Origin of the sequence: Mariniflexile sp. TRM1-10, from assembly GCF_003425985.1 — a bacterium.
Classification (GTDB): domain Bacteria; phylum Bacteroidota; class Bacteroidia; order Flavobacteriales; family Flavobacteriaceae; genus Mariniflexile.
The window spans coordinates 580,914-602,384 of sequence record NZ_CP022985.1; the positions used below are offsets into that span (position 1 = coordinate 580,914).

A 21,471-nucleotide genomic window follows, 5' to 3' on the forward strand; every position below is an offset into this window, starting at 1 on the left:
AACAATAGCAGTAAGCCTAGAAAGTGAAAAATGATTTTATAGTTGAGTTTCAATATCTAATTAGGTTTATTTCGTTTTAAAGGAATAACTTCTCAACCCTTTTTATAGATTGGAGCAAACAACATACTACCACCTTATCTCCTTCTTGAATTTTAAAATTACCAAGCGCAATCATACCAACATCGTTTCTAATAACACCTCCAATAATGGCAGACCTAGGAAAGTCTATTGACTTGATGGTTTTATTGCAAACTGCCGAGGTGCCTTTTACTTCAAATTCCAACAACTCTGCATTTAAATTGTTAAGTTTTGTCATGGCAAGAACTTCACCTCGACGTATATACCTGAAAATATTATTCGCTGCTAATAATTTTTTATTTACCAAGGTGTCAATTCCTATGGAGTGTGACAGTTCAAAATAGTCCATATTTTCAACCAAAGCTATGGTTTTTTTAACACCTTTGGATTTAGCAACCAAACAAGACATGATATTAGTCTCAGAATTTGCGCCTACAGCAACAAAAGCATCCATATCACTAATATTTTCTTCATCTAGCAAGTCTGCATTGCGTCCGTCGCTATTAATAACTAACACCTTGGTTAGCACTTCTGCAATTTCGAAGGCTCTATCTCTATCGCCTTCTAAAAGTTTTATATTAAACCCCTTTTCACTTAAATCCCTAGCGGTTTTAAATCCTATTTGGCTTCCACCCAAAATCATAATGTTTTTTATGACTCGATTTACTTTTCCGGTAAGTCTGCAAAGCTCATCGGCACCACCTTCCGATGTTATAAACACCACGTTATCACCGCGTTTAAACTTAGTATCACCTCGAGGAATGATGGTATATTGCGTACCAAAACGTTGAATGGCAATAGGTACAAAGTGTATTTCCGGAAAAATTCCAGCAGCTTCTTTTACCGTTTTTCCAACAAATGACGCCGACCTAGACAATGTTAAACCTGCCATGGTAAGTGCCCCATTTTCAAACTCATAATTTTCGTTAAATGAAGATTGTTTTAACGATAACTCAATTTCTGAAGCCGCTAAAGCCTCGGGAGAAATTAACTCATCAATACCAAACTTTGTAAATCCTACTTCATCTTTATAGTGTATAAATTCAGTATTGGAAATTCTAGCAATGGTTTTCTTAGCACCTAATTGTTTTGCCAATACACATACTGTGATGTTAGTTGTTTCGCTAGATGTTACTGCTATAAATAAATCGCAGGTATTAACACGTGCTTCTTTTAAAATAGAAATAGACGTGGCATCGCCTCTAACAACCCTTATATCTAAATGGGTATCGGCGTAAGCTAAACTTACCTTATTTGGGTCTATTAAAGTAATTTCTTGGGATTCGTAAGACAATAATTTAGCCAAATGAAATCCAACTTCACCTGCTCCAGCAATAATTACTTTCATCTGTCTTTCTTATTTGTTTTTAATTATTAGATGGCACTCCATAATTATGCTCCTGTGTGTTAAGGTATTTTTAGCATAGATGGTTCATCTATTAATATTCCATTTTTAACTAGCTTATAAAGGTACTGCAATATACTATAATTTACAATTTGCATATTAAAATAGGTTTATATAACCAATAAATCGTGTAAGCTGTATCAGTTAAATGATTCAAAAAGGCTAAAATTATTATTACTTTAAAGTATTTAGACTTTAATTGATATTGAACTCATCTTTACTTTTTCTATTTCCTAAAACCTGCCTGCCGGCAGGCAGGAATGGCTAAAATTTATACATATTTAGTTACTTTTTTTATGCATAGCGATGCTATGGCTTGCAAAAAGTGCCTCATCTGTACAAATTTTATCTCATTTTCGGTTAAAAACAAAAAGTAAAGATGAGTTCATTTTAAAGTAGAAATAAATTATGTAGGTTTGCCAAAAAAACAGAGCATTGTCGAAAATTAAGCCTTACAAGAACAGCGATTTAGGAAAAAAAGAACAGGTAACTAAAATGTTTGATAACATTTCCGGAGATTACGATGGGTTAAACCGCGTTATTTCTTTTGGAATTGATATCACATGGCGAAAAAAAGTAGTTAAACTGGTTAAAGAAAATAACCCAGACACTATCTTAGATATTGCTACCGGAACGGGCGATTTGGCTATTAATCTAGCCGAAACAAATGCTACCAAAATTGTTGGTCTAGACATTAGTAGTGGCATGCTTGAAATAGGCAAAGAAAAAATTAAAAAGAAAGCCTTAGAATCTAAAATCGATATGGTTTTGGGCGATAGCGAAAACATGCCTTTTGAAGATAATTCGTTTGATGCCATTACCGTTGCCTTTGGTGTTCGTAATTTTGAAACACTTGAAAATGGACTAAAAGAAATTTACAGGGTACTAAAACCCAACGGGACTTTTGTTATTCTAGAAACCTCAATGCCTACTAAATTTCCTTACTTGCAAGGTTATAAATTTTATACCAAAAATATTTTGCCTTTCATCGGGAAGTTATTTTCTAAAGACAGAAGTGCTTATAAATATTTATGCGAATCGGCATCTGTTTTTCCTTATGGTGAAGATTTAAACAATATTTTACGTAAAATTGGGTTTATTAATGTTGAAGATTTTCCGCAAACTTTTGGGGTTGCGACTATTTACAAATCGTCAAAATAAAACTATGAACGAGCATGTTAAAAATTTTATCATCCAAGGGAATGATCACTAGTGAACAGCACGTGTCCGTTAAAAAAAACATATAAACACATGAAGTATTTTTTTGCATTAATTACATGTTTACTTACCATCCAAACTTCTAATGCACAGCTGTTTAAAAAAGAAAAGGTAAGCTATGATGCAAACTCAGGAAGAGGCTCTACCGATAACAACTTATTACGTTGGGGATACTTTCTAGGCATTAATAATTACGACTTCAACTTTGATTACAATGAAGATTTACGGGATATTTATGTAAAACGAAGCCCAGGCTTTAGTGTTGGATTAATAGGGAATTTACGCATTAACGAGTTTTTGGATTTGCGTTTAGAACCCGGTTTGCTAATTACAACCAGAGAACTGTATTACAGTCAAACGTATTTTCAAGGTACCGCCTTTACCTCATCCGATTTAACACGAGAAGTAAAATCCACATACATACATGTGCCTTTATTATTAAAAGTCTCAACCAAACGCATAAATAACTTCAAACCTTTTATAGTGGGTGGTTTTTCAACAGCTTTAAACTTATCGAGTAATGAGGAAAACCCAAACGATAACGCCAATGGACAATTTAGAACGACCAAGAACAACGTGTTTTACGAACTAGGTTTTGGGATCGATTTTTACTTATACAACTTTAAATTCACACCATCTATTCGCGGACTTTTTGGAATTAATGATGAACTAGTACGCGATGAAAATCCAGACAGCCCTTGGACAAGCAACATAAACGCCATGAAAACCAGAGGAGTGTTTATTAATTTTACGTTTCAATAAAGTTGGTTGATGGTTGTTGGTTGATGGTTGATGGTTGTTGGGTTTTGGGTTGTAGGCATTGGGTGCTAGGTATATTTATATATTAGGGACACACAACACACTCCTTTCACGTCTCACCTTTCACGAATTCACAGGTGTTAGAAAAAACCATTTTCACTTTTTCAATCATTCATTGCCAATTGCCAATTGCCTCTCCTAAACTCACTCAACAAAATAGCGGTTGCGGTGGCTACATTCAAACTTTCTGTTGCTTGCAAATCCCCAAATCTTGGGATGGCTATTTTATCAGTGATCATAGCTTCCACTTCTTTTGATATACCATTAGCTTCATTACCCATAACCAAAATACCATTTTCTGGCAGTCGTTTGGCATAAACATTTTCACCTTCCATAAAAGCACCAAATATGGGCAAGTTAGTCGATTTTAGAAAATCAGCCAAATCAATATAATTAATAGCCACTCTAGCAATAGAACCCATAGTTGCTTGAACCACTTTGGGATTGAAACAATCTACCGTTTCGTTACTGCACACCAAATCTTTCACACCAAACCAATCACAAAGTCTTATAATGGTTCCTAAATTCCCTGGATCCCTAACTGCATCAAGCGCAACAATAAGTCCTTTCTTTTCTATAGGTTGTGGTTGTGGTATTTCAAAAATTGCCAGTGCCGTATTAGGTGTTGTTAAAAAGCTAATACGTTTTAAATCGGTTTCAGAAATTAAAACTTCATTTTTGGCATCAATATTGAATGGTTCTGTCGTATATAAAGCATGAAGCACCAAATGGGATTGTAATAGCTCTTTAATTGTTTTAACGCCTTCAACAACAAAAAAACCGTGTTGCTGTCTATATTTTTTTTGCTTTAAACTCGTTATTAATTTTATTTGACTTTTAGACAACATAATTATTGATTATGAAAATGAGAATAAACACATGAAATAATGTATTTTTGAGTCCGTAAAGGTCTTTTTTTACCAAATAATTTGTTAATACCTTTAACCTGAATTAATTTTAATTTGATTTGAAATGAGTTATAAAAAACTCCATAACACAATACGAATTTCAACATTACGAATTGCATCTGACCATTTTAAAAATAGAAATTAACAGATGAAACTACAATTCCCAAAAGTAACACTTTTAGTTTTAATTACGACACACCTCTTATCCTGTGATGCAGTAAAGCGAGTTCCCGAAAATGAACATTTACTTACCGACAATACTGTTTTTATAAACGGTAAAAAGGATCAAACCGAATTAATAAACAATTTATTATACCAAGAACCCAATAGCAAAATACCCATTATAGGCACTCCCTTACGGTTACACATATACAATTTAGCCCGCAATAATAGAGATTCTTTATTTGAAGCATGGTTGGATAAAAATCCGAACCGTAGAGAACGTTTAACTAAACGCCTATCTAAAAAACAATTAGATAAATTAAAAGAATCTTCAATAGGCTTTAATAATTGGTTACGTAAAACGGGGGAAGCTCCAGTAATTGTCGATGAAGAAAAAACAACAAAATCTACAAAAAGACTTGAGGCTTACTATATAAACAATGGATGGTTTGATGTTGAAGCAACTTACAATATTAACAAAAAAGAAAATAAACGTGCCGATATGGAATACTATGTTGAAACAGGAACACCCTATGTTTTAGATACCATATCAGAAAAAATAAAATCAGACGTTGTTAATTCTATATATCAAAAGACCAAGAAAAACACACTAATTAAGCATAACGAACAATACCGGTCTTCAAACTTTTCACAGGAACGCGAACGTATTTCCAATGAATTACGTAACTCTGGCGTCTATCATTTCAATCAAGATTATATCACTTTTGAAATGGATACTATTGGAACCAATAAAAAAGTAAATATTGAGATCCAAATCCAAAATAGAGCGATTAGAACACAAGATTCCGTAAAACGCGTACCGTTTGACATTTACAAAATTAAGGATGTCAATATTATAACCGATTATACTTTTGAAAACAGAGGTAAGCCTTTTCAAGATTCCATAACCTATGAAGGCTACAAGATATATGGTTATAATAAAATAAAATACCGACCCAAAGCTTTAACCGATGCCGTTTTTATTACACCAAATACTATTTTCAAGGATAGCGACCGAACGCTAACCTACAGGCATATTAACGAATTACGCACCTTTAAATACCCAAATATTGAGTATATAGAAAACGCAAACAATACGCTAACAGATACTATTAGGCTAACCCCCTTAAAGAAATTCAGTTTGGGTTTTAGTGCCGATGTATCGCAAAGCAATATACAAACAGTAGGTTTCTCATTAAACCCAAGCTTATTGATTAGAAATGTTTTTAGAGGTGCCGAAACCTTAGAGCTATCGGCCATTGGATCTATTGGTGCATCAAAAGAAAAAAACAATATTAACGACCCGTTTTTTGATATTAATGAAATTGGTGCCGATTTAAAATTAACCATTCCGCGATTCTTTTTTCCTTTTAATACCGAAAAAATCATCCCAAAATACATGTCGCCAAGTACAAGAATAAGCTTAGCGACCACCAGTCAGACCAACATCGGATTGGACAAACAAACCTTTACAGGTATTTTTAATTACAACTGGCAACCTTCTGCCAAAGTCACTAACAGGCTCGACGTTTTTAATATTCAATATGTTAGAAATTTAAATACTCAAAATTATTTTAGAATTTATGACAACTCATTTAGCGTATTAAATCAAGTTGCAAGAGATATTAACTATATTGAAGATGATACTAGCTTAAATCTTCCAAATTCTGACAACCCAGTAAACGAAGCAGATATTTTTATAAATGATGTGCTAAGCAATAACACCTCTTTAAACCCCAATGATCCTAGTTTTAAGTCGGTTTCCAGTATTAATGAACGCAAACAACGTTTAACCGAAAACAACTTAATAATTTCGTCAAGCTTCAGCTTAACCAACGATGAGCGTACCAATTTGTTTGACGATGACTTCTCGATTTTCCGTTTTAAATTAGAATTGGCAGGCAACCTGCTTTCCACCGTATCTGACTTTATTGGTCAGAAAAAAAACGCCGATAACCGTTATGAACTTTTTAATGTAGCCTATTCACAATTTGTCAAAACCGAATTGGACTATGTAAAACATTGGAGTTTAGGCAAAAAAAACATACTAGCAGCCAGAAGTTATTTTGGCATTGCCATACCCTATGGAAATTCCAGCAATATTCCTTTTTCCAAAAGTTTTTTTGCTGGAGGTGCTAACGATAATCGTGCTTGGACCGCCTACCGCTTAGGGCCCGGAAGTTCAGAATCCACTAACGAGTTTAACGAGGCCAATTTAAAATTAGCCTTAAGTGTTGAACAGCGCTTTAATATTTTTGGAAAACTGAATGGTGCCGTATTTGTAGATGCAGGAAATATTTGGAACGTGCTAGACGACGTTACGGATGAAAACGCTACATTTTCAAACCTTAGCTCATTAAAAAATATTGCCGTTGGTTCAGGTTTTGGCTTACGCTATGATTTTAGTTTTTTTATATTTCGTTTTGATATAGGTTTTAAAACTTACGACCCTTCATACCAAGACCAAAACCGTTGGTTTAACGACTATAACTTTTCTAATGCCGTGTATAATATAGGTATTAACTATCCATTTTAATAGCTTAATCATTCTTCACAAACTATAACGTTTTAGTACTTATTTAGTATTTTCAAACCGTTAAAACACTAAAAATGTTTTAAAAATTGATTACTTTTGAAAACTTACAAACTAAAATAAAATTTCAAATAATTATGGGACATAATATAAAACCAGGCGTTGCTACAGGACGAGAAGTACAAGCCATTTTTAAACTCGCTAAAGAAAAAGGATTTGCTTTACCAGCTGTAAATGTCATTGGTTCAGATACAATTAATGGCGTATTGGAAACTGCAGCAGAACTAAATGCACCAGTAATTATTCAATTTTCAAATGGTGGTGCACAATTTAATGCTGGAAAAGGCTTAAGTAACGAAGGCCAGAAAGCAGCTATCGCAGGAGCTATCGCAGGAGCAAAACACGTACACACATTAGCAGAAGCATACGGTGTTCCTGTAATTTTACATACAGACCACTGTGCAAAAAAACTATTACCTTGGATTGATGGTTTATTGGACGCCAGTGAAAAACATTTCGCTGAAACCGGAAAATCACTTTTCAGTTCTCACATGATTGACCTTTCGGAAGAACCCATCGAAGAAAACATAGAAATATGCAAAACCTATTTAGAACGTATGAGCAAAATGGGGATGACATTAGAAATTGAATTGGGGATTACAGGTGGTGAAGAAGACGGTGTAGATAATAGTGATGTAGATGATTCTAAATTATATACACAACCAGAAGAAGTTGCCTATGCATACGAAGAATTAAGTAAAGTAAGCGACCAGTTTACTATTGCTGCAGCTTTCGGTAACGTACACGGCGTATACAAACCAGGAAACGTAAAATTAACACCAAAAATCTTGAAAAACTCTCAAGATTATATTTCTAAAAAATACGGTGTAGGTCATAACCATATTGATTTTGTATTCCATGGTGGTTCAGGTTCTACAGTTGAAGAAATTCGTGAAGGTATTAGCTACGGTGTTATTAAAATGAATATAGATACCGATTTACAATATGCCTTTATGAGTGGTATTCGTGACTATATGAACAGTAAAAAAGATTATTTACAAGGACAAATTGGAAACCCTGAAGGCTCTGATGTTCCTAACAAAAAATACTACGACCCACGTGTTTGGTTACGTTCGGGCGAAGTCACTTTTATTGAGCGTTTAAAAAAGGCTTTCGAAGACCTTAATAATGTAAATACACTATAAAATAGAGTTGTTATGTATATAAAATCCTGCTTCACGCAGGATTTTTTCATTTCTAAGCAATAAAAAAATTAAAAAAATTCAATTAATAAAAACAGAATGGCTTTACTACTAAATTAAAATAAAGCCTTAATTTTGTAGTCAGGCTTTTTGCTTTATCATTTTTGATTTTACACATAACGTGTTTGTTAAAAAAGAATCTAGCAACTATCCTTAACGAAAATACCGATGTACAAAATTTTTTAAATCTAAAATTGTAAATCGTAAATCTAAAATCGTAAATCATAAATCACTATGTCTTGGTTTAAAAGAAAAACAAAAGGAATAACAACAACAACAGAGGAAAAAAAAGACACCCCTAGGGGTCTTTGGTACAAATCTCCAACTGGAAAAATTGTCGATACAGATGAACTTGAAAAAAACTTTTATGTAAGTCCGGAAGATGGATACCACGTTCGAATAGGAAGTAAAGAATACTTCGAAATTCTTTTTGATGATAATAAATTTAAAGAGCTGGACGCTAATTTAGAATCTAAAGACCCATTAAAATTTGTTGACACTAAAAAATATCCAGACCGTTTAAAAGCTGCCCAAGAAAAAACCAAATTAAAAGACGCTATTAGAGTAGGCGTTGGCAAATCTAAAGGAAAAGACTTGGTCGTTGCTTGTATGGATTTTGCATTTATTGGTGGCTCTATGGGAAGTGTTGTTGGTGAAAAAATTGCACGTGCTGCAGATTATTCATTAAAAAACAACATTCCACTAATGGTCATTTCTAAATCTGGTGGTGCCCGTATGATGGAGGCAGCTTTATCGCTTATGCAATTAGCAAAAACATCTGTAAAGTTAGCACAATTAGCAGATGCTGGCATTCCATACATATCATTATGTACCGACCCAACAACTGGTGGTACTACAGCATCGTTTGCCATGTTGGGAGATATTAATATTGCAGAACCAGGTGCTTTAATTGGGTTTGCAGGCCCTCGTGTAGTAAAAGATACGACTGGCAAGGATTTACCTGAAGGTTTTCAAACCTCAGAGTTTTTATTGGAACACGGTTTCTTAGATTTTATTACACTAAGAAAAGATTTAAAAACCAAAGTAAATCAGTATTTGGATTTAATTTTAAATCAGCCTTTAAGAACATAAATATTAACACATTACAATAAACTACCTCGTAGATTTAAAAAATTTACGAGGTAGTTTGTATAAGTAACTAAGTTGAATGGAGAATTAATGTAAAAATAGATAGAATTCATCTTGACTTCTCTATTTCCTAAAACCTGCCTGCCGGCAGGCAGGAATGGCTAAAATTCGTCCATAGTTTATTTCTTTTTTATGCTTAGCTCCGCCTATGCCTTTCAAAAAGTGCATCATCCGTACAAATTTTATCTCATTTTCGGTTAAAAACAAAAATCAAGAAGAGTTCATAATTTTCTTTAACCTGCTTTCAAAAAAATCGAAAATGTTGTACCGACATCAACTTCACTTTTTACTTTTATATACCCTCCCAACGATTCAACATGATTTTTAGTAATAAAGAGTCCTACACCTAAAGCGTCTTTATTCTTATGAAAGGTTTTGTACATTTGAAATAACGTATTGCCAAATTTATCTAAATCGATTCCCAAACCATTATCTTCTATATGGAATATAACATATCCTTCTTGAATCTCACTGGATAGTTTAATAATGGTATCTCTTTTATCAGAACGGTATTTAACAGCATTCGTTAAAAAATTTAAAATAATACTATCCAAATACGCTGGGACAGCTTTAACATTATGATTCTCATTAACATCATTCTTAATTGTACAATGAATGTTTTTTGCCAATGCACTCACGTTATATATAGATTGATTAACATAATCATATAAATTAAGTACCTCAATATTACTTTCATCAATAGCTTTTATTTTGGCCACTTCTGCTAAATGCAAAACCGTTTGGTTTAAATTTATTACAGAACCTTTTAAAAGTTCAAAATTCTCATCTTCTGTTAGTTCATGCGATTCTTCTTCAAGAAACGTCACTAAAGTCATTAAGTTTGAAACATGGGTTCGTAAGTTATGGGTAATAATCTCTGCAAAGCTAGATAACCTACTATTTTGTTCCCTTGCTACATCTAGCATGATTTCTAATTGATTTCTGTCCGCTTTCCTTTTGGAAATATCATCAATTTGAGATATAATGTATAACGGTTCACCTTTAACATTCCTAACTATTGAGGCAGATAGCATGGCCCAAACTATGCTTCCGTCTTTATGAAAATAGCGCTTTTCCATTTGATAGTTTTCAGCCTCACCTTGAAGTAGTGATTCCACGCAACTTAAATTGGCATCTAAATCATCTTTATGGGTAATGTCTGTAAACGACATGTTATAAAGTTCCTCTTCAAAATACCCTAAAAAATTAGTAACACTTTTATTAACCTTTATCCATCGACCATCGAGACTCAAAATGGCTATTCCACCTCTAGCATAATTGAAAATATTTTCAAATAGTTTGTCTTTTACCAGACTTAGGTTTTTAGGCATCGTTATGAGGGAATAAAAAAATGGACTCTTAAGATACTGTTTAAGTTTTATCCTTTGGCTCTTTTATGTGCCTTTTTCCGCCATACTTCAGCTATTTTTCGGTCCATAGCTATGGCTATGAATCTCAAAATACCTTCGTCTAACAAAAAAATACCCTATAAAACATTCCAAAAACAAAATTTAAACAGTATCTAAATATAGTGATTTTTTTCGAAAATATTACTTTAAAAAAGAATTGCTACTTGTTATTATAAAATTAATTTATTCACTATATTTGCCGCTCGAAAGAAAGGCTTTCGTGTACATAAAAATTATTTACAACAATATTAGCATGTATTTAGATCAAAAAGAAAAAGAAGCCATCTTTACAAAACACGGTAAAGATGCAAAAGACACAGGTTCTGCAGAAGGACAAATTGCGTTATTCACTTACAGAATCAATCACTTAACTGAACACTTAAAAAAGAATCGTAAAGATTTTAACACCGAGCGTTCATTAGTAAAATTAGTAGGTAAAAGAAGAAGCTTACTAGATTACTTAACTAAGAAAGATATCTTAAGATATCGCGCGATAGTAAAAGAATTAGGATTAAGAAAATAAAAAAAAGAGGCTTTTTCAGCCTCTTTTTTGTTTTAAATATAACTCTGCGTAGAGTATAAACCCGTATTGAAGAAGCTTATTATAGTTTTTCATTGGTCACACAACAACTACACACAACAACACAACGACCATTGTTTAATTAGAATTAAAAAATTTATGATTCCAAAAGTTTTTAGAGAGGTCATTGACCTTGGTGATGGACGTACAATTTCCATCGAAACCGGAAAATTAGCAAAACAGGCGCACGGTTCTGTTGTTGTGCAATCTGGAAAATGTATGCTTTTGTGTACAGTTGTTTCCAACTACCAACAAAGTGATGTTGACTTTTTACCGTTAACGGTAGATTACAGAGAAAAATTTGCTGCTTCTGGACGTTATCCAGGAGGTTTCTTTAAAAGAGAAGCAAGACCCAGTGATGGCGAAGTATTAACAATGCGTTTAGTAGACCGTGTTTTACGTCCGTTATTCCCAAAAGATTACCATGCTGAAACCCAATTAATGATTCAGTTAATGTCTCATGATGAGGATGTGATGCCAGACGCTATGGCTGGATTAGCAGCTTCTGCAGCGATTCAATTATCTGACATTCCTTTTGAAACACCAATTTCTGAAGTTAGAGTAGGCCGTGTAGATGGTCAATTTATCATCAATCCAACAAGAGCACAATTAGCAGTTTCCGATATCGATATGGTTATTGGAGCATCCGCAGATTCTGTGATGATGGTTGAAGGTGAGATGAGTGAGATTTCTGAAGAAGAAATGGTTGAAGCCATTAAGTTTGCACACGAAGCCATTAAAGTACAATGTACTGCTCAAGTAAAATTAGCGGAAGCCTTTGGTAAAAAAGAAACTCGTGAATACGAACCAGAACGTGAAGATGAAGCATTAGCTAAAAAGGTAGAAGCTTTAACTTACGATAAAGTATATGCCGTAGCAAGAGCTGCATCGGCAAAACATGAGCGCAGTGCTGCTTTTGAAGCTATTAAAGAAGAAGTAAAAGCAACATTTACCGAAGAAGAATTGGCTGATTATGGAGGCATGGTTTCTAAATACTTCTATAAAGCTGAGAAAAAAGCGGTTAGAGATTTAACCTTGAATGAAGGCTTACGTTTAGATGGACGTAAAACAACAGACATCAGACCTATTTGGTGTGAAATCGATTATTTACCATCTACACATGGTTCATCAATCTTTACCCGTGGGGAAACTCAAGCCTTGGCAACAGTTACTTTAGGAACTTCAAGAGAAGCCAATCAAATAGATATGCCATCGTTTGAAGGAGAAGAGCGTTTCTATTTACACTATAACTTCCCTCCTTTTTCAACTGGTGAAGCGCGTCCAATAAGAGGAACGTCTCGTCGTGAAGTAGGTCATGGAAATTTAGCACAACGTGCCTTAAAAGGTATGGTACCTGCAGATTGTCCGTATACCGTAAGAATCGTGTCTGAAGTATTAGAATCAAACGGTTCGTCTTCTATGGCTACTGTTTGTGCTGGTACAATGGCATTAATGGATGCAGGCGTTCAAATTAAAAAACCAGTTTCAGGTATTGCCATGGGATTAATCTCTGATGCTGAAACAGGAAAATACGCCGTATTATCTGATATTTTAGGTGATGAAGACCACTTAGGAGATATGGACTTTAAAGTAACCGGTACTGCCGATGGTATTACTGCTTGCCAAATGGACATAAAAGTTAAAGGTCTTTCTTATGAAATTTTAGTAAATGCTCTTAAACAAGCACAAGCTGGACGTTTACATATTTTGGGCAAACTTACTGAAACCATTGCACAACCAAATGCAGATGTAAAAGCACATGCTCCTAAAATGATTACAAGAGTGATTCCTAATGCGTTTATTGGTGCCTTAATTGGTCCTGGTGGCAAAGTGATTCAAGAATTACAAAAAGCGACTAAAACAACCATCGTTATTAACGAGGATCCGATTACCGAAGAAGGTATTGTTGAAATTTTAGGAACCAATCAAGATGGTATTGATGCGGTTTTAGCTAAAATAGACTCGTTAATGTTTAAACCGGAAGTTGGTGGCACTTACGAAGTAAGAGTCATTAAAATGCTGGATTTTGGAGCTGTTGTAGAATATACGGAAGCACCAGGAAACGAGGTGTTATTACACGTAAGCGAACTAGCTTGGGAACGTACCGAAAATGTAACCGATGTGGTTAATATGGGCGATGTTTTCAATGTGAAGTATTTTGGTGTAGATCCAAAAACCCGTAAAGAAAAAGTATCCCGTAAAGCATTATTGGAAAAACCAGAAGGTTATGTAGCAAGACCACCAAGAGATAACAACGACCGTGGTGGACGTGATAACAGAGGTGGAAGTCGTGATAATCGCGGACGTGATAATCGTAGAGATGATCGTCGTGACGATAGAAGACCTAGAGAAGACAGAAAAGACGACTAAGTTTTTATAATCTTATAAATTTAAAACCTCACAAGATATTTTTTTGTGAGGTTTTTTAATTTAGAACTCATCTTGACTTTTTCTATTTCCTAAAACCTGCCTGCCGGCAGGCAGGAAGGGCTAAAATCCGTCCATATTTTGTTTCTTTTTTTATGCTTAGCTCTACTATGCCTTTCAAAAAGCGTCTCATCTGCACAGATTTTATCTCATTTTAGGTTAAACATAAAAAATAAAGATGAGTTCTTACTTAAACCTTTGCTCGCCTATTGTTTGCTGAAATAGACTCCAATTCACATCACTAGCATTAATAATAAAAGTTTCCGATTTTTTAAAAAAAGAAGTTATCCCGCCTACCCCTCCACCAACAAAGGCACCAGAAAGTCCTCCTATTAAACCGCCTTCAGCTGGTGTGTATGAAAAAACCCAATCATTTGGGTCTGAAGAAGAAGCTATTAAAACAGCTCCTAGAGCAGCCCCTGTTGCAGCACCAATAAGCACATTATTACCTGCTGCCCGTTTGGTTTTTATAAAACCAATTTCTCGTAAACTTATTTTCTCTTGTTTGCTACTCCCTTTTAGTTCCAGAAGTGAATCATTAATAAAAATTAGCGACCCCTTATTTATTTGCTTGCCTTCCAAATCATATACTCTAAGGTATATATTGCTTTTTTTTACTTCACTTTGAGCATAAGTGCCTGTACTAAATACCAAAACTATAGCCAAAGCCATTAGTCTGATTTGCTTTTTTAGTGTCTTCATGATTTTTTAAATTTATACAGTTAGTTATTATAATTAATTTTATTTGAGCTTATAAGTAAGTCCAATTTTAGAAGATTTAATGTCTCCTTCGCCTGTTTCAAAAATGGCATTAACGGAGTATTTATTAAGCCTCAATCCTAATGTTATACCACTAAATCCTGTGCTATCGCTATATAATTCCGTGTTTTTGTAATTCAACAAATCACCTAGATAAAAACCTAGAGTGAATGCTTCTTCATTAGAAATTTTAAACACATATTCTGAATATAAGTTGAAAGTGAACATAGATTTCTGATTGACAATAATCAGATTTCCGTCATTATTGGTAGTTAATTCAGATAATTTATCTTGATAAGGTCCAAATTCATTTAGATAAGCAAATTCCAAACCTATAAAACGCCAGTCTACTTTAGGTCTTGTATAAGTATAGTTTATTCCAGATTTAATATTAATGGTATAAAAAAGACTCTTTTCACCTTTAACAATTAGATCGCTATAGCCTTCCTTAAAATTATAAGCACCATAGGTTCCTCCCAATCCATAATAATAATTAAAAAACCTTCCCGTAGTATTTCTATGAATATTAATTGCTACTATAGTTTTAGTATCATTAAAACTATCATCCTCTTGCGAATGTTTTCCAAAACTAATGTCTCCAGATACATAGGTTGCGGTTGTTTTTTTATCTATAAAATGTTGTTTTTCGGTATAAGACTTTATCGAGCCGTATGAACCTGTGGTATAAACCCTTTTAACCTCGCAGGAACTCACAATAATCACTAATAATAAATTCAATAACGCTTTCATAATAATAGTGTTTAAAGTCATGCTTTTATTTTAAAAAACGCATGAATGGTTAGTAGTTCAAATGTACTTTGTGATATTTGATAATCATTTGACTAAAACGCTGATAATTAGAATTATTTTTCTTAAATTTCACAAAGTCTTCCAGAAACCTACTTGTAATTTTTCAAAAAATGCAAGAACAATTTATTAGGTATCTAAAGGAAAAAACACAAAATCAGACCTCGTTTGTAGAAGAAATAGCCACTATTTTAGATATAGGTTATGATGCAGCATACAGACGTATTAATTTAAAAACCAGCTTATCTCTTGAGGAAAGTGTAAAACTTGCAAAACACTATAAAATATCGTTAAATAATTTATTTGAAGTTGGCAGTCAAAATTCTATCCTTACAGAATTATCACCACCAATACATAACAAAGAAGGTTTAGAACTCTACTTTAAACAATCGCTTAATAATGTTTTACCATTAACACAATTAAAAAGTGCTTCCATAATTTATTCAGCTAAAGACATTCCACTTTTTCATACATTAAAAGATTCCTTTTTATCACGTTATAAAATTTATGTTTGGTTAAAAGATGTTGATACCAATATGACTAAAAGCAAAGTCACATTTGATGATTTTATAAAAACCATTCCCGATTCATTACTTGAAAACGCTTACAAATTAGGTGAAGTTTACAAAGACATAAACATTACAGAGATTTGGAACAATACCACCATTAATGGCACATTACAACAAGTATTATACTATTTTGAAGCAGGAGCGCTATCAAAAAAATTGGCATTGCTAATTTGTACAGACATTGAAGATGTTATTCGGCATGTAGAAAAACAAGCCATTCAACAGTCTATAATTGGTTCCAAAAATAAAGCTATTTATAATTTATACATTAACGATATCCATACCATGAGCAATACTATTATGGTAAAAACACCTTATAAAAAAGTATTCTTTACACCTTTTACAGTAATAAGTTATTTTAAAATAGAGCATCAACCAACTTGTGAACTTATGCACGATTTTTTTGAAAAACAAATGAGCATTTCTAAGCTATTGGTGAATGCGGGCGAAAAAGACAGGTCATTATTTTTTAATAGAATGCACCAAAAAATAAACCGATTGCGAGAACGCATCATTATTGATAATGATGCGTTTGATTTTGAGTAGCAAAGATTTATACCATTTAATATTTGAAATAACGGTAATAAAACACCCTTTTCCCTTTCTACCTCAAATACCCCATATCCTTCGTCATAGTTATGCCACACACATCCTAGAGCAAGGTATTGATATATGGTATATTCAAAAGTTATTAGGACACACGAGACCAGAAGCCACAATGACTCATACTCCTGTTACTCGAAAAGATTTACAAGAAATAAAAAGTCCTTTAGATAAATCTTGAAATAGCAGACTTCGCTTCCTTTAGTTCATGCCTCACGGCAAACCACCTTGCGGCATACTAATGGTTCAGTTTGTTAAACCGTCCATAACTTCAATGGTGGAAACATGCTCTGCGGATACAGACGCTGTCACGTCAAAATCAGTTCTTTTTTCTATCTTTACTACCAAACATCCCACAACTAAAAGTTATAAAACCATTGTGTGCAATTATGAAAAAACATATATCAATACATTGAAACGATATAAAAAGATTAAAATAATTACAAAAAAAGGATTGATTGGATTGGTCTCCGATAATAGGGCGGTACAGTTTTGCGAATCTATTTTGTTATCTCCTCCCCCCAAAAAATAACCAAAGAAATTCCACCACATGGTGTTGTCGTATTAAAATTTAAAGGAATCGCATCCCCTTATAATGTGTTTCAATATGCAGACAAATAAGTTATAACCTTTATACAAACTTTAGAAAAATGCAAATAAAACATTTAGTAGTAATTACTATCATTTTAACAGCTTGCTCTGTTCATAATAAGAAAAATTACCAATCTGTTATTACAGGTATACCCTGGTATACCAAGGACGGAAACAATGTTTCAGCGCATGGAGCCAATATTATTAAAGAGGGTGATAAATTCTATCTATTTGGCGAATATAAAAACAACGACAATAATAGATTTGAAGGTTTTAGCTGCTACTCTTCTTCTGACCTGATGAACTGGACATTCGAAAGTATCGCAATGCCTCCAAATCAAAGCGGTAGATTATCGAGTGCTGAATGTATTGGTGAGCGTCCGAAAGTAATGAAATGCCCATCTACAGGTGAATTTATCATGTATATGCATGCCGATTCTAACAATTATACAAATCCTGCTGTTGAATATGCTGTTTCAAATAACATAACCGGACCTTATGAATATAAAGGACGATTGATGTTCGGAGATGAATATATTAAACGTTGGGATATGGGGATCTTTCAGGATGATGATGGAACAGGTTATGTTATATTGCATCATGGCGATATCTATAAATTAGCTAACGATTATAAGAGCGTGGTAGAACACGTTTTAAAACACGACAAAACACTTCGTACCGAATCCCCCGCAGTATTTAAACACAAAGATACTTACTACTGGATTGGCTCCGGCTTGACAGGCTGGGAACGAAACGATAATTATTATTTTACTGCAAAATCTCTGACTGGTCCCTGGACAAATCGAGGGGCAGTAGCCCCTGAAGGTACGCTCACATGGAATTCTCAATCTACTTTTGTGTTTCCTGTAGTAGGAAATAAAACAACCACATTTATTTACATGGGAGACCGATGGTCTTTTCCTAAACAAAGAGCTACGGCAACTTATGTATGGCAACCACTAATATTTAATGACGATGAAATTTCAATGCCTGAATATCATGAAAGCTGGACCATTAATGTAGAAACGGGAGTATGGAAAGATGTCCCTATGAAACCCTCTTATAAAATAGCATATAATGATGAGGCTGTAAGTTATAAAGGTTTGTGGAAAGATGCGGAGGGTGACGATACTAAATCGAAGCGAGCGAATACAAAGGACGCAACTGCCTCAATTTCATTCAAAGGTTCTCAAATAGCTTTACGTGGCGTAGCATCTATAGACTGTGGATACGGTCACATTATAATTAAAAGTCCAAAAGGAGAAACAGTACACGATACATGGGTAGATATGTATTCGAACAAAACGGTAGAAGGTTTACAATATATGAGTCCAATGCTACCTGAGGGGGAATATATATTAACATACTCTCCGACTCAATCACATTGGTACTGGACGGAAAAGTCAGGAAAACAATGGGGAAGCATAGATACATTTATATCATTCAGCGAGGCTTGGGTGTTCTAATATCTGTATTAGAAACTTAGGCAAAGTGGTTAAATGATAATTAAGGAAAACCCATCCTATTTATAAGCACATTGGCAAACCATACGAGCCACACTTAGACCAAAACTTGCCAAAGAGCTTACAAAGCCAGCCCGGATATCCGCGTTTAAGGGAGATTTTGGGATTTCCCCACTTACAAAATAGATGCTCTGCAAGATAAGTGAGAAATAAGATGAAAGATTAAATTTGTAAAAACTAAAAATAGATTGGCTTTACATCAGCATACACAAGGAACAAAAAACTATATACAACATACATGTATAACCATCAAAAATAATTACATCCATAAAATTATTAGCTCTTAAAATCTACCATCAAACGTTAAACCTTGTTAAAAATTTGCTTTTTTACTCATTTTCATTATATTACTAGTTATGATACATGAAGACAAAGCAAAATATTCAGACATTTTAGAGAACTCTATTACTTATTTAGAGAAGCACGGCTTTAAAAACATTCAAGCCGATGCTGATGGTTATGAAACCCCAAAATCTTATGCAAAAGCAGGTAGCAATATTACTATCACACCAGATATTGTTGCAGAAAAGGAAGGCAGAAAACATTATTTTGATTTAAGTTTAAAATCCGAAAAACCAAAACTATTAAAATCCAAATGGCTATTTCTTAACACCTTAAGCAATTTAAAATCGTCTAGATTTAGACTTATTACAGTTCGTGGGCATTATGCCTTTACACAAGAAATGTTGGAGGCAATAAATCTTAAGAACAAAACACTAATTAAGATTTAAAATAAAATCTTTAGAACTAAATTCTGCATTAACGACAGGAATGGCATCCTTTTATTTTTGTAAATAAAAGAAATAACGGATAGCGTGGCTATTTTAAAATTTTTACGCCTTGAAAAGGTTATTTCAATAATAAATCAAAACTTTTTGTAACATTTTTGATATAGTTACGTATAACTATTGAATAACAATATTCATTTTATAACTTACAGAAGAACTTTAGATGAGACAACTTAAAATCACGAAGCAGGTTACCAACAGAGAAACCGCTTCGTTAGACAAATATCTTCAAGAAATTGGAAAAGTTGACTTAATTACCGCAGACGAAGAAGTAGAATTAGCACAACGCATTAAAGCTGGCGACCAAGCTGCTTTAGAGAAGTTGACAAAAGCTAATTTACGTTTCGTTGTATCGGTAGCTAAGCAATATCAAAACCAAGGTTTAACATTGCCCGATTTAATTAATGAAGGTAATTTAGGTTTAATTAAAGCAGCACAACGTTTTGATGAAACCCGTGGTTTTAAATTTATATCGTATGCCGTTTGGTGGATTCGTCAATCGATCCTTCAAGCGTTGGCTGAACAATCACGTATTGTACGTTTGCCTTTAAACAAAATTGGTTCTATTAACAAGATTAATAAAACATTTGCGTTTTTAGAGCAAAGTCATGAGCGTCCACCAAGTGCTGAAGAAATTGCAAAAGAGTTGGACATGACTATTAACGATGTTAAAGAGTCTATGAAAAATTCAGGCCGTCACGTAAGTATGGATGCACCTTTAGTTGAAGGTGAAGATTCTAACTTATATGATGTATTAAATAGTGGTGAATCGCCTAACCCAGATAGAGAGTTATTACACGAATCGTTACGTACAGAAATTGAACGTGCTTTAGAAACTTTAACACCTCGTGAAGCAGACGTGATTCGTTTGTACTTTGGTTTAGGAAACCAACACCCAATGACCTTAGAAGAAATTGGTGAGACGTTCGATTTAACTCGTGAACGTGTACGTCAAATAAAAGAAAAAGCTATTAGAAGGTTAAAACACACTTCTAGAAGTAAAATATTAAAAACATATTTAGGTTAGTAGACTTTTTACGACTAAATAATAGTAACAAACAGTTACACATAACTGTTCGTTTTTTGATTGATGAAAGAACCCCCGGCTGATTACCGGGGGTTTATTTTTCTCCTCACCCTAAATCCCTCTCCAAAGGAAAGGGACTTCTAAAAGACTTTTCTATATTTGCATAAACTTTACAACACACCTTTATAATGAGTTCTAAATTAATTGCGCCTTCGCTACTTGCTGCCGATTTTGCTAACCTTCAACGCGATATAGAAATGGTAAACCAAAGTGAAGCCGACTGGTTTCATATAGACATTATGGACGGTGTTTTTGTACCAAATATTTCTTTTGGTATGCCTGTTCTACAGGCCATAACTAAATATACAAAAAAAACGGTTGATGTACATTTAATGATTGTTGACCCTGATAGATACATTAAAACATTTGCCGATTTAGGAAGCCATATTTTAACGGTTCATTACGAAGCCTGCACGCATTTACATAGAACGTTACAAGCCATTAAAGCCGAAGGTATGAAAGCTGGTGTTTCATTAAATCCACATACAAGCGTGAGTCTTTTAGAAGACACCATTAACGACATTGATTTAGTGCTTATTATGAGTGTAAACCCTGGTTTTGGTGGTCAAAGCTTTATTGAAAACACCTATGACAAAGTAAAACAGCTAAAAGAATTAATTACACGCAAAGGCGCTTCCACCATTATAGAAATTGATGGAGGTGTAACAACTGCCAACGCAAAAGCACTTACCGACGCTGGTGCCGATGTTTTAGTAGCGGGAAGTTTTATTTTCAAAAGTGACAATCCGCTTGAAACCATAAAGCAACTTAAAACTATTGCCAATACTTAGAGA

Annotated in this window: 18 protein-coding genes; 13 read left to right on the top strand and 5 right to left on the bottom strand. The window is 33.9% G+C overall.

Annotated features, from left to right (window positions below; genetic code table 11):
- Positions 1–76: 76 nt before the first annotated feature.
- Complete coding sequence (trkA, locus tag CJ739_RS02775) at positions 77–1,426, bottom strand: Trk system potassium transporter TrkA (protein WP_117172529.1); 1,350 nt, start codon at positions 1,424–1,426, stop codon at positions 77–79.
- Between the two features lie 492 nt (positions 1,427–1,918).
- Between trkA and ubiE the strand changes: the two genes are divergently transcribed.
- Together ubiE and porT are read left to right on the top strand one after the other, a co-directional pair.
- On the top strand, positions 1,919–2,644 hold the full coding sequence (gene ubiE, locus CJ739_RS02780; protein WP_117172530.1) for a bifunctional demethylmenaquinone methyltransferase/2-methoxy-6-polyprenyl-1,4-benzoquinol methylase UbiE: 726 nt from the start codon (positions 1,919–1,921) through the stop codon (positions 2,642–2,644).
- 90 nt (positions 2,645–2,734) lie between these two features.
- On the top strand, positions 2,735–3,463 hold the full coding sequence (gene porT / locus CJ739_RS02785) for a type IX secretion/gliding motility protein PorT/SprT (RefSeq protein ID WP_117172531.1): 729 nt from the start codon (positions 2,735–2,737) through the stop codon (positions 3,461–3,463).
- A 161-nt stretch (positions 3,464–3,624) separates the two neighbouring features.
- On the opposite strand, the gene CJ739_RS02790 is transcribed toward porT, so the two are convergent.
- The gene (locus CJ739_RS02790) at positions 3,625–4,368 is read right to left on the bottom strand and encodes a TrmH family RNA methyltransferase (protein WP_117172532.1); all 744 of its coding nucleotides are present in this window, start codon (positions 4,366–4,368) and stop codon (positions 3,625–3,627) included.
- 208 nt (positions 4,369–4,576) lie between these two features.
- Here CJ739_RS02790 and tamL point away from each other — a divergent pair, with 208 nt between their 5' ends.
- From tamL to accD, 3 genes are all read left to right on the top strand, one after another.
- Positions 4,577–7,126 (top strand): translocation and assembly module lipoprotein TamL, encoded by a 2,550-nt coding sequence (tamL, locus tag CJ739_RS02795; RefSeq protein ID WP_117172533.1) that lies wholly within the window; start codon positions 4,577–4,579, stop codon positions 7,124–7,126.
- Positions 7,127–7,260: 134 nt separating this feature from the next.
- Complete coding sequence (fbaA, locus tag CJ739_RS02800; protein ID WP_117172534.1) at positions 7,261–8,328, top strand: class II fructose-bisphosphate aldolase; 1,068 nt, start codon at positions 7,261–7,263, stop codon at positions 8,326–8,328.
- Between the two features lie 291 nt (positions 8,329–8,619).
- Complete coding sequence (accD, locus tag CJ739_RS02805) at positions 8,620–9,477, top strand: acetyl-CoA carboxylase, carboxyltransferase subunit beta (protein WP_117172535.1); 858 nt, start codon at positions 8,620–8,622, stop codon at positions 9,475–9,477.
- A gap of 290 nt (positions 9,478–9,767) precedes the next feature.
- On the opposite strand, the gene CJ739_RS02810 is transcribed toward accD, so the two are convergent.
- Entirely contained in the window at positions 9,768–10,865 is a 1,098-nt protein-coding gene (locus CJ739_RS02810) for a sensor histidine kinase (protein ID WP_117172536.1), read from the bottom strand.
- 331 nt (positions 10,866–11,196) lie between these two features.
- Between CJ739_RS02810 and rpsO the strand changes: the two genes are divergently transcribed.
- Together rpsO and CJ739_RS02820 are read left to right on the top strand one after the other, a co-directional pair.
- Positions 11,197–11,466 carry a 30S ribosomal protein S15 gene (gene rpsO, locus CJ739_RS02815; protein ID WP_117172537.1) on the top strand — a complete coding sequence of 90 codons (270 nt, stop codon included), beginning with the start codon at positions 11,197–11,199 and terminating at the stop codon, positions 11,464–11,466.
- Positions 11,467–11,622: 156 nt separating this feature from the next.
- Complete coding sequence (locus tag CJ739_RS02820) at positions 11,623–13,893, top strand: polyribonucleotide nucleotidyltransferase (protein WP_117172538.1); 2,271 nt, start codon at positions 11,623–11,625, stop codon at positions 13,891–13,893.
- A 243-nt stretch (positions 13,894–14,136) separates the two neighbouring features.
- Here the strand turns inward: CJ739_RS02820 and CJ739_RS02825 are convergent, their stop codons facing one another.
- Together CJ739_RS02825 and CJ739_RS02830 are read right to left on the bottom strand one after the other, a co-directional pair.
- The gene (locus CJ739_RS02825) at positions 14,137–14,652 is read right to left on the bottom strand and encodes a hypothetical protein (RefSeq protein WP_117172539.1); all 516 of its coding nucleotides are present in this window, start codon (positions 14,650–14,652) and stop codon (positions 14,137–14,139) included.
- Between the two features lie 39 nt (positions 14,653–14,691).
- Positions 14,692–15,480, bottom strand: a complete 789-nt coding sequence (locus CJ739_RS02830) for a hypothetical protein (RefSeq protein ID WP_117172540.1) — start codon at positions 15,478–15,480, stop codon at positions 14,692–14,694.
- Positions 15,481–15,629: 149 nt separating this feature from the next.
- On the opposite strand from CJ739_RS02830, the gene CJ739_RS02835 reads away from it, so the two are divergent.
- The 6 genes from CJ739_RS02835 to rpe all read left to right on the top strand — a co-directional run bounded on the left by CJ739_RS02835 (position 15,630) and on the right by rpe (position 21,468).
- A complete protein-coding gene (locus CJ739_RS02835) occupies positions 15,630–16,631 on the top strand; it encodes a hypothetical protein (RefSeq protein ID WP_117172541.1) in 1,002 nt (333 codons plus the stop codon).
- Positions 16,612–16,869 (top strand): tyrosine-type recombinase/integrase, encoded by a 258-nt coding sequence (locus CJ739_RS20515; protein ID WP_335645423.1) that lies wholly within the window; start codon positions 16,612–16,614, stop codon positions 16,867–16,869. The genes CJ739_RS02835 and CJ739_RS20515 overlap by 20 nt, the downstream gene beginning before the upstream one ends.
- A 469-nt stretch (positions 16,870–17,338) precedes the next feature.
- A complete protein-coding gene (locus tag CJ739_RS02850; protein ID WP_117172544.1) occupies positions 17,339–18,745 on the top strand; it encodes a family 43 glycosylhydrolase in 1,407 nt (468 codons plus the stop codon).
- Positions 18,746–19,158: 413 nt separating this feature from the next.
- The gene (locus CJ739_RS02855; protein WP_117172545.1) at positions 19,159–19,533 is read left to right on the top strand and encodes a hypothetical protein; all 375 of its coding nucleotides are present in this window, start codon (positions 19,159–19,161) and stop codon (positions 19,531–19,533) included.
- A 220-nt stretch (positions 19,534–19,753) separates the two neighbouring features.
- Positions 19,754–20,617 (top strand): sigma-70 family RNA polymerase sigma factor, encoded by an 864-nt coding sequence (locus CJ739_RS02860; protein ID WP_100610046.1) that lies wholly within the window; start codon positions 19,754–19,756, stop codon positions 20,615–20,617.
- Between the two features lie 188 nt (positions 20,618–20,805).
- Positions 20,806–21,468: a ribulose-phosphate 3-epimerase gene (rpe, locus tag CJ739_RS02865; RefSeq protein ID WP_117172546.1), complete on the top strand. Its 663-nt coding sequence runs from the start codon at positions 20,806–20,808 to the stop codon at positions 21,466–21,468.
- Positions 21,469–21,471 lie beyond the last annotated feature (3 nt).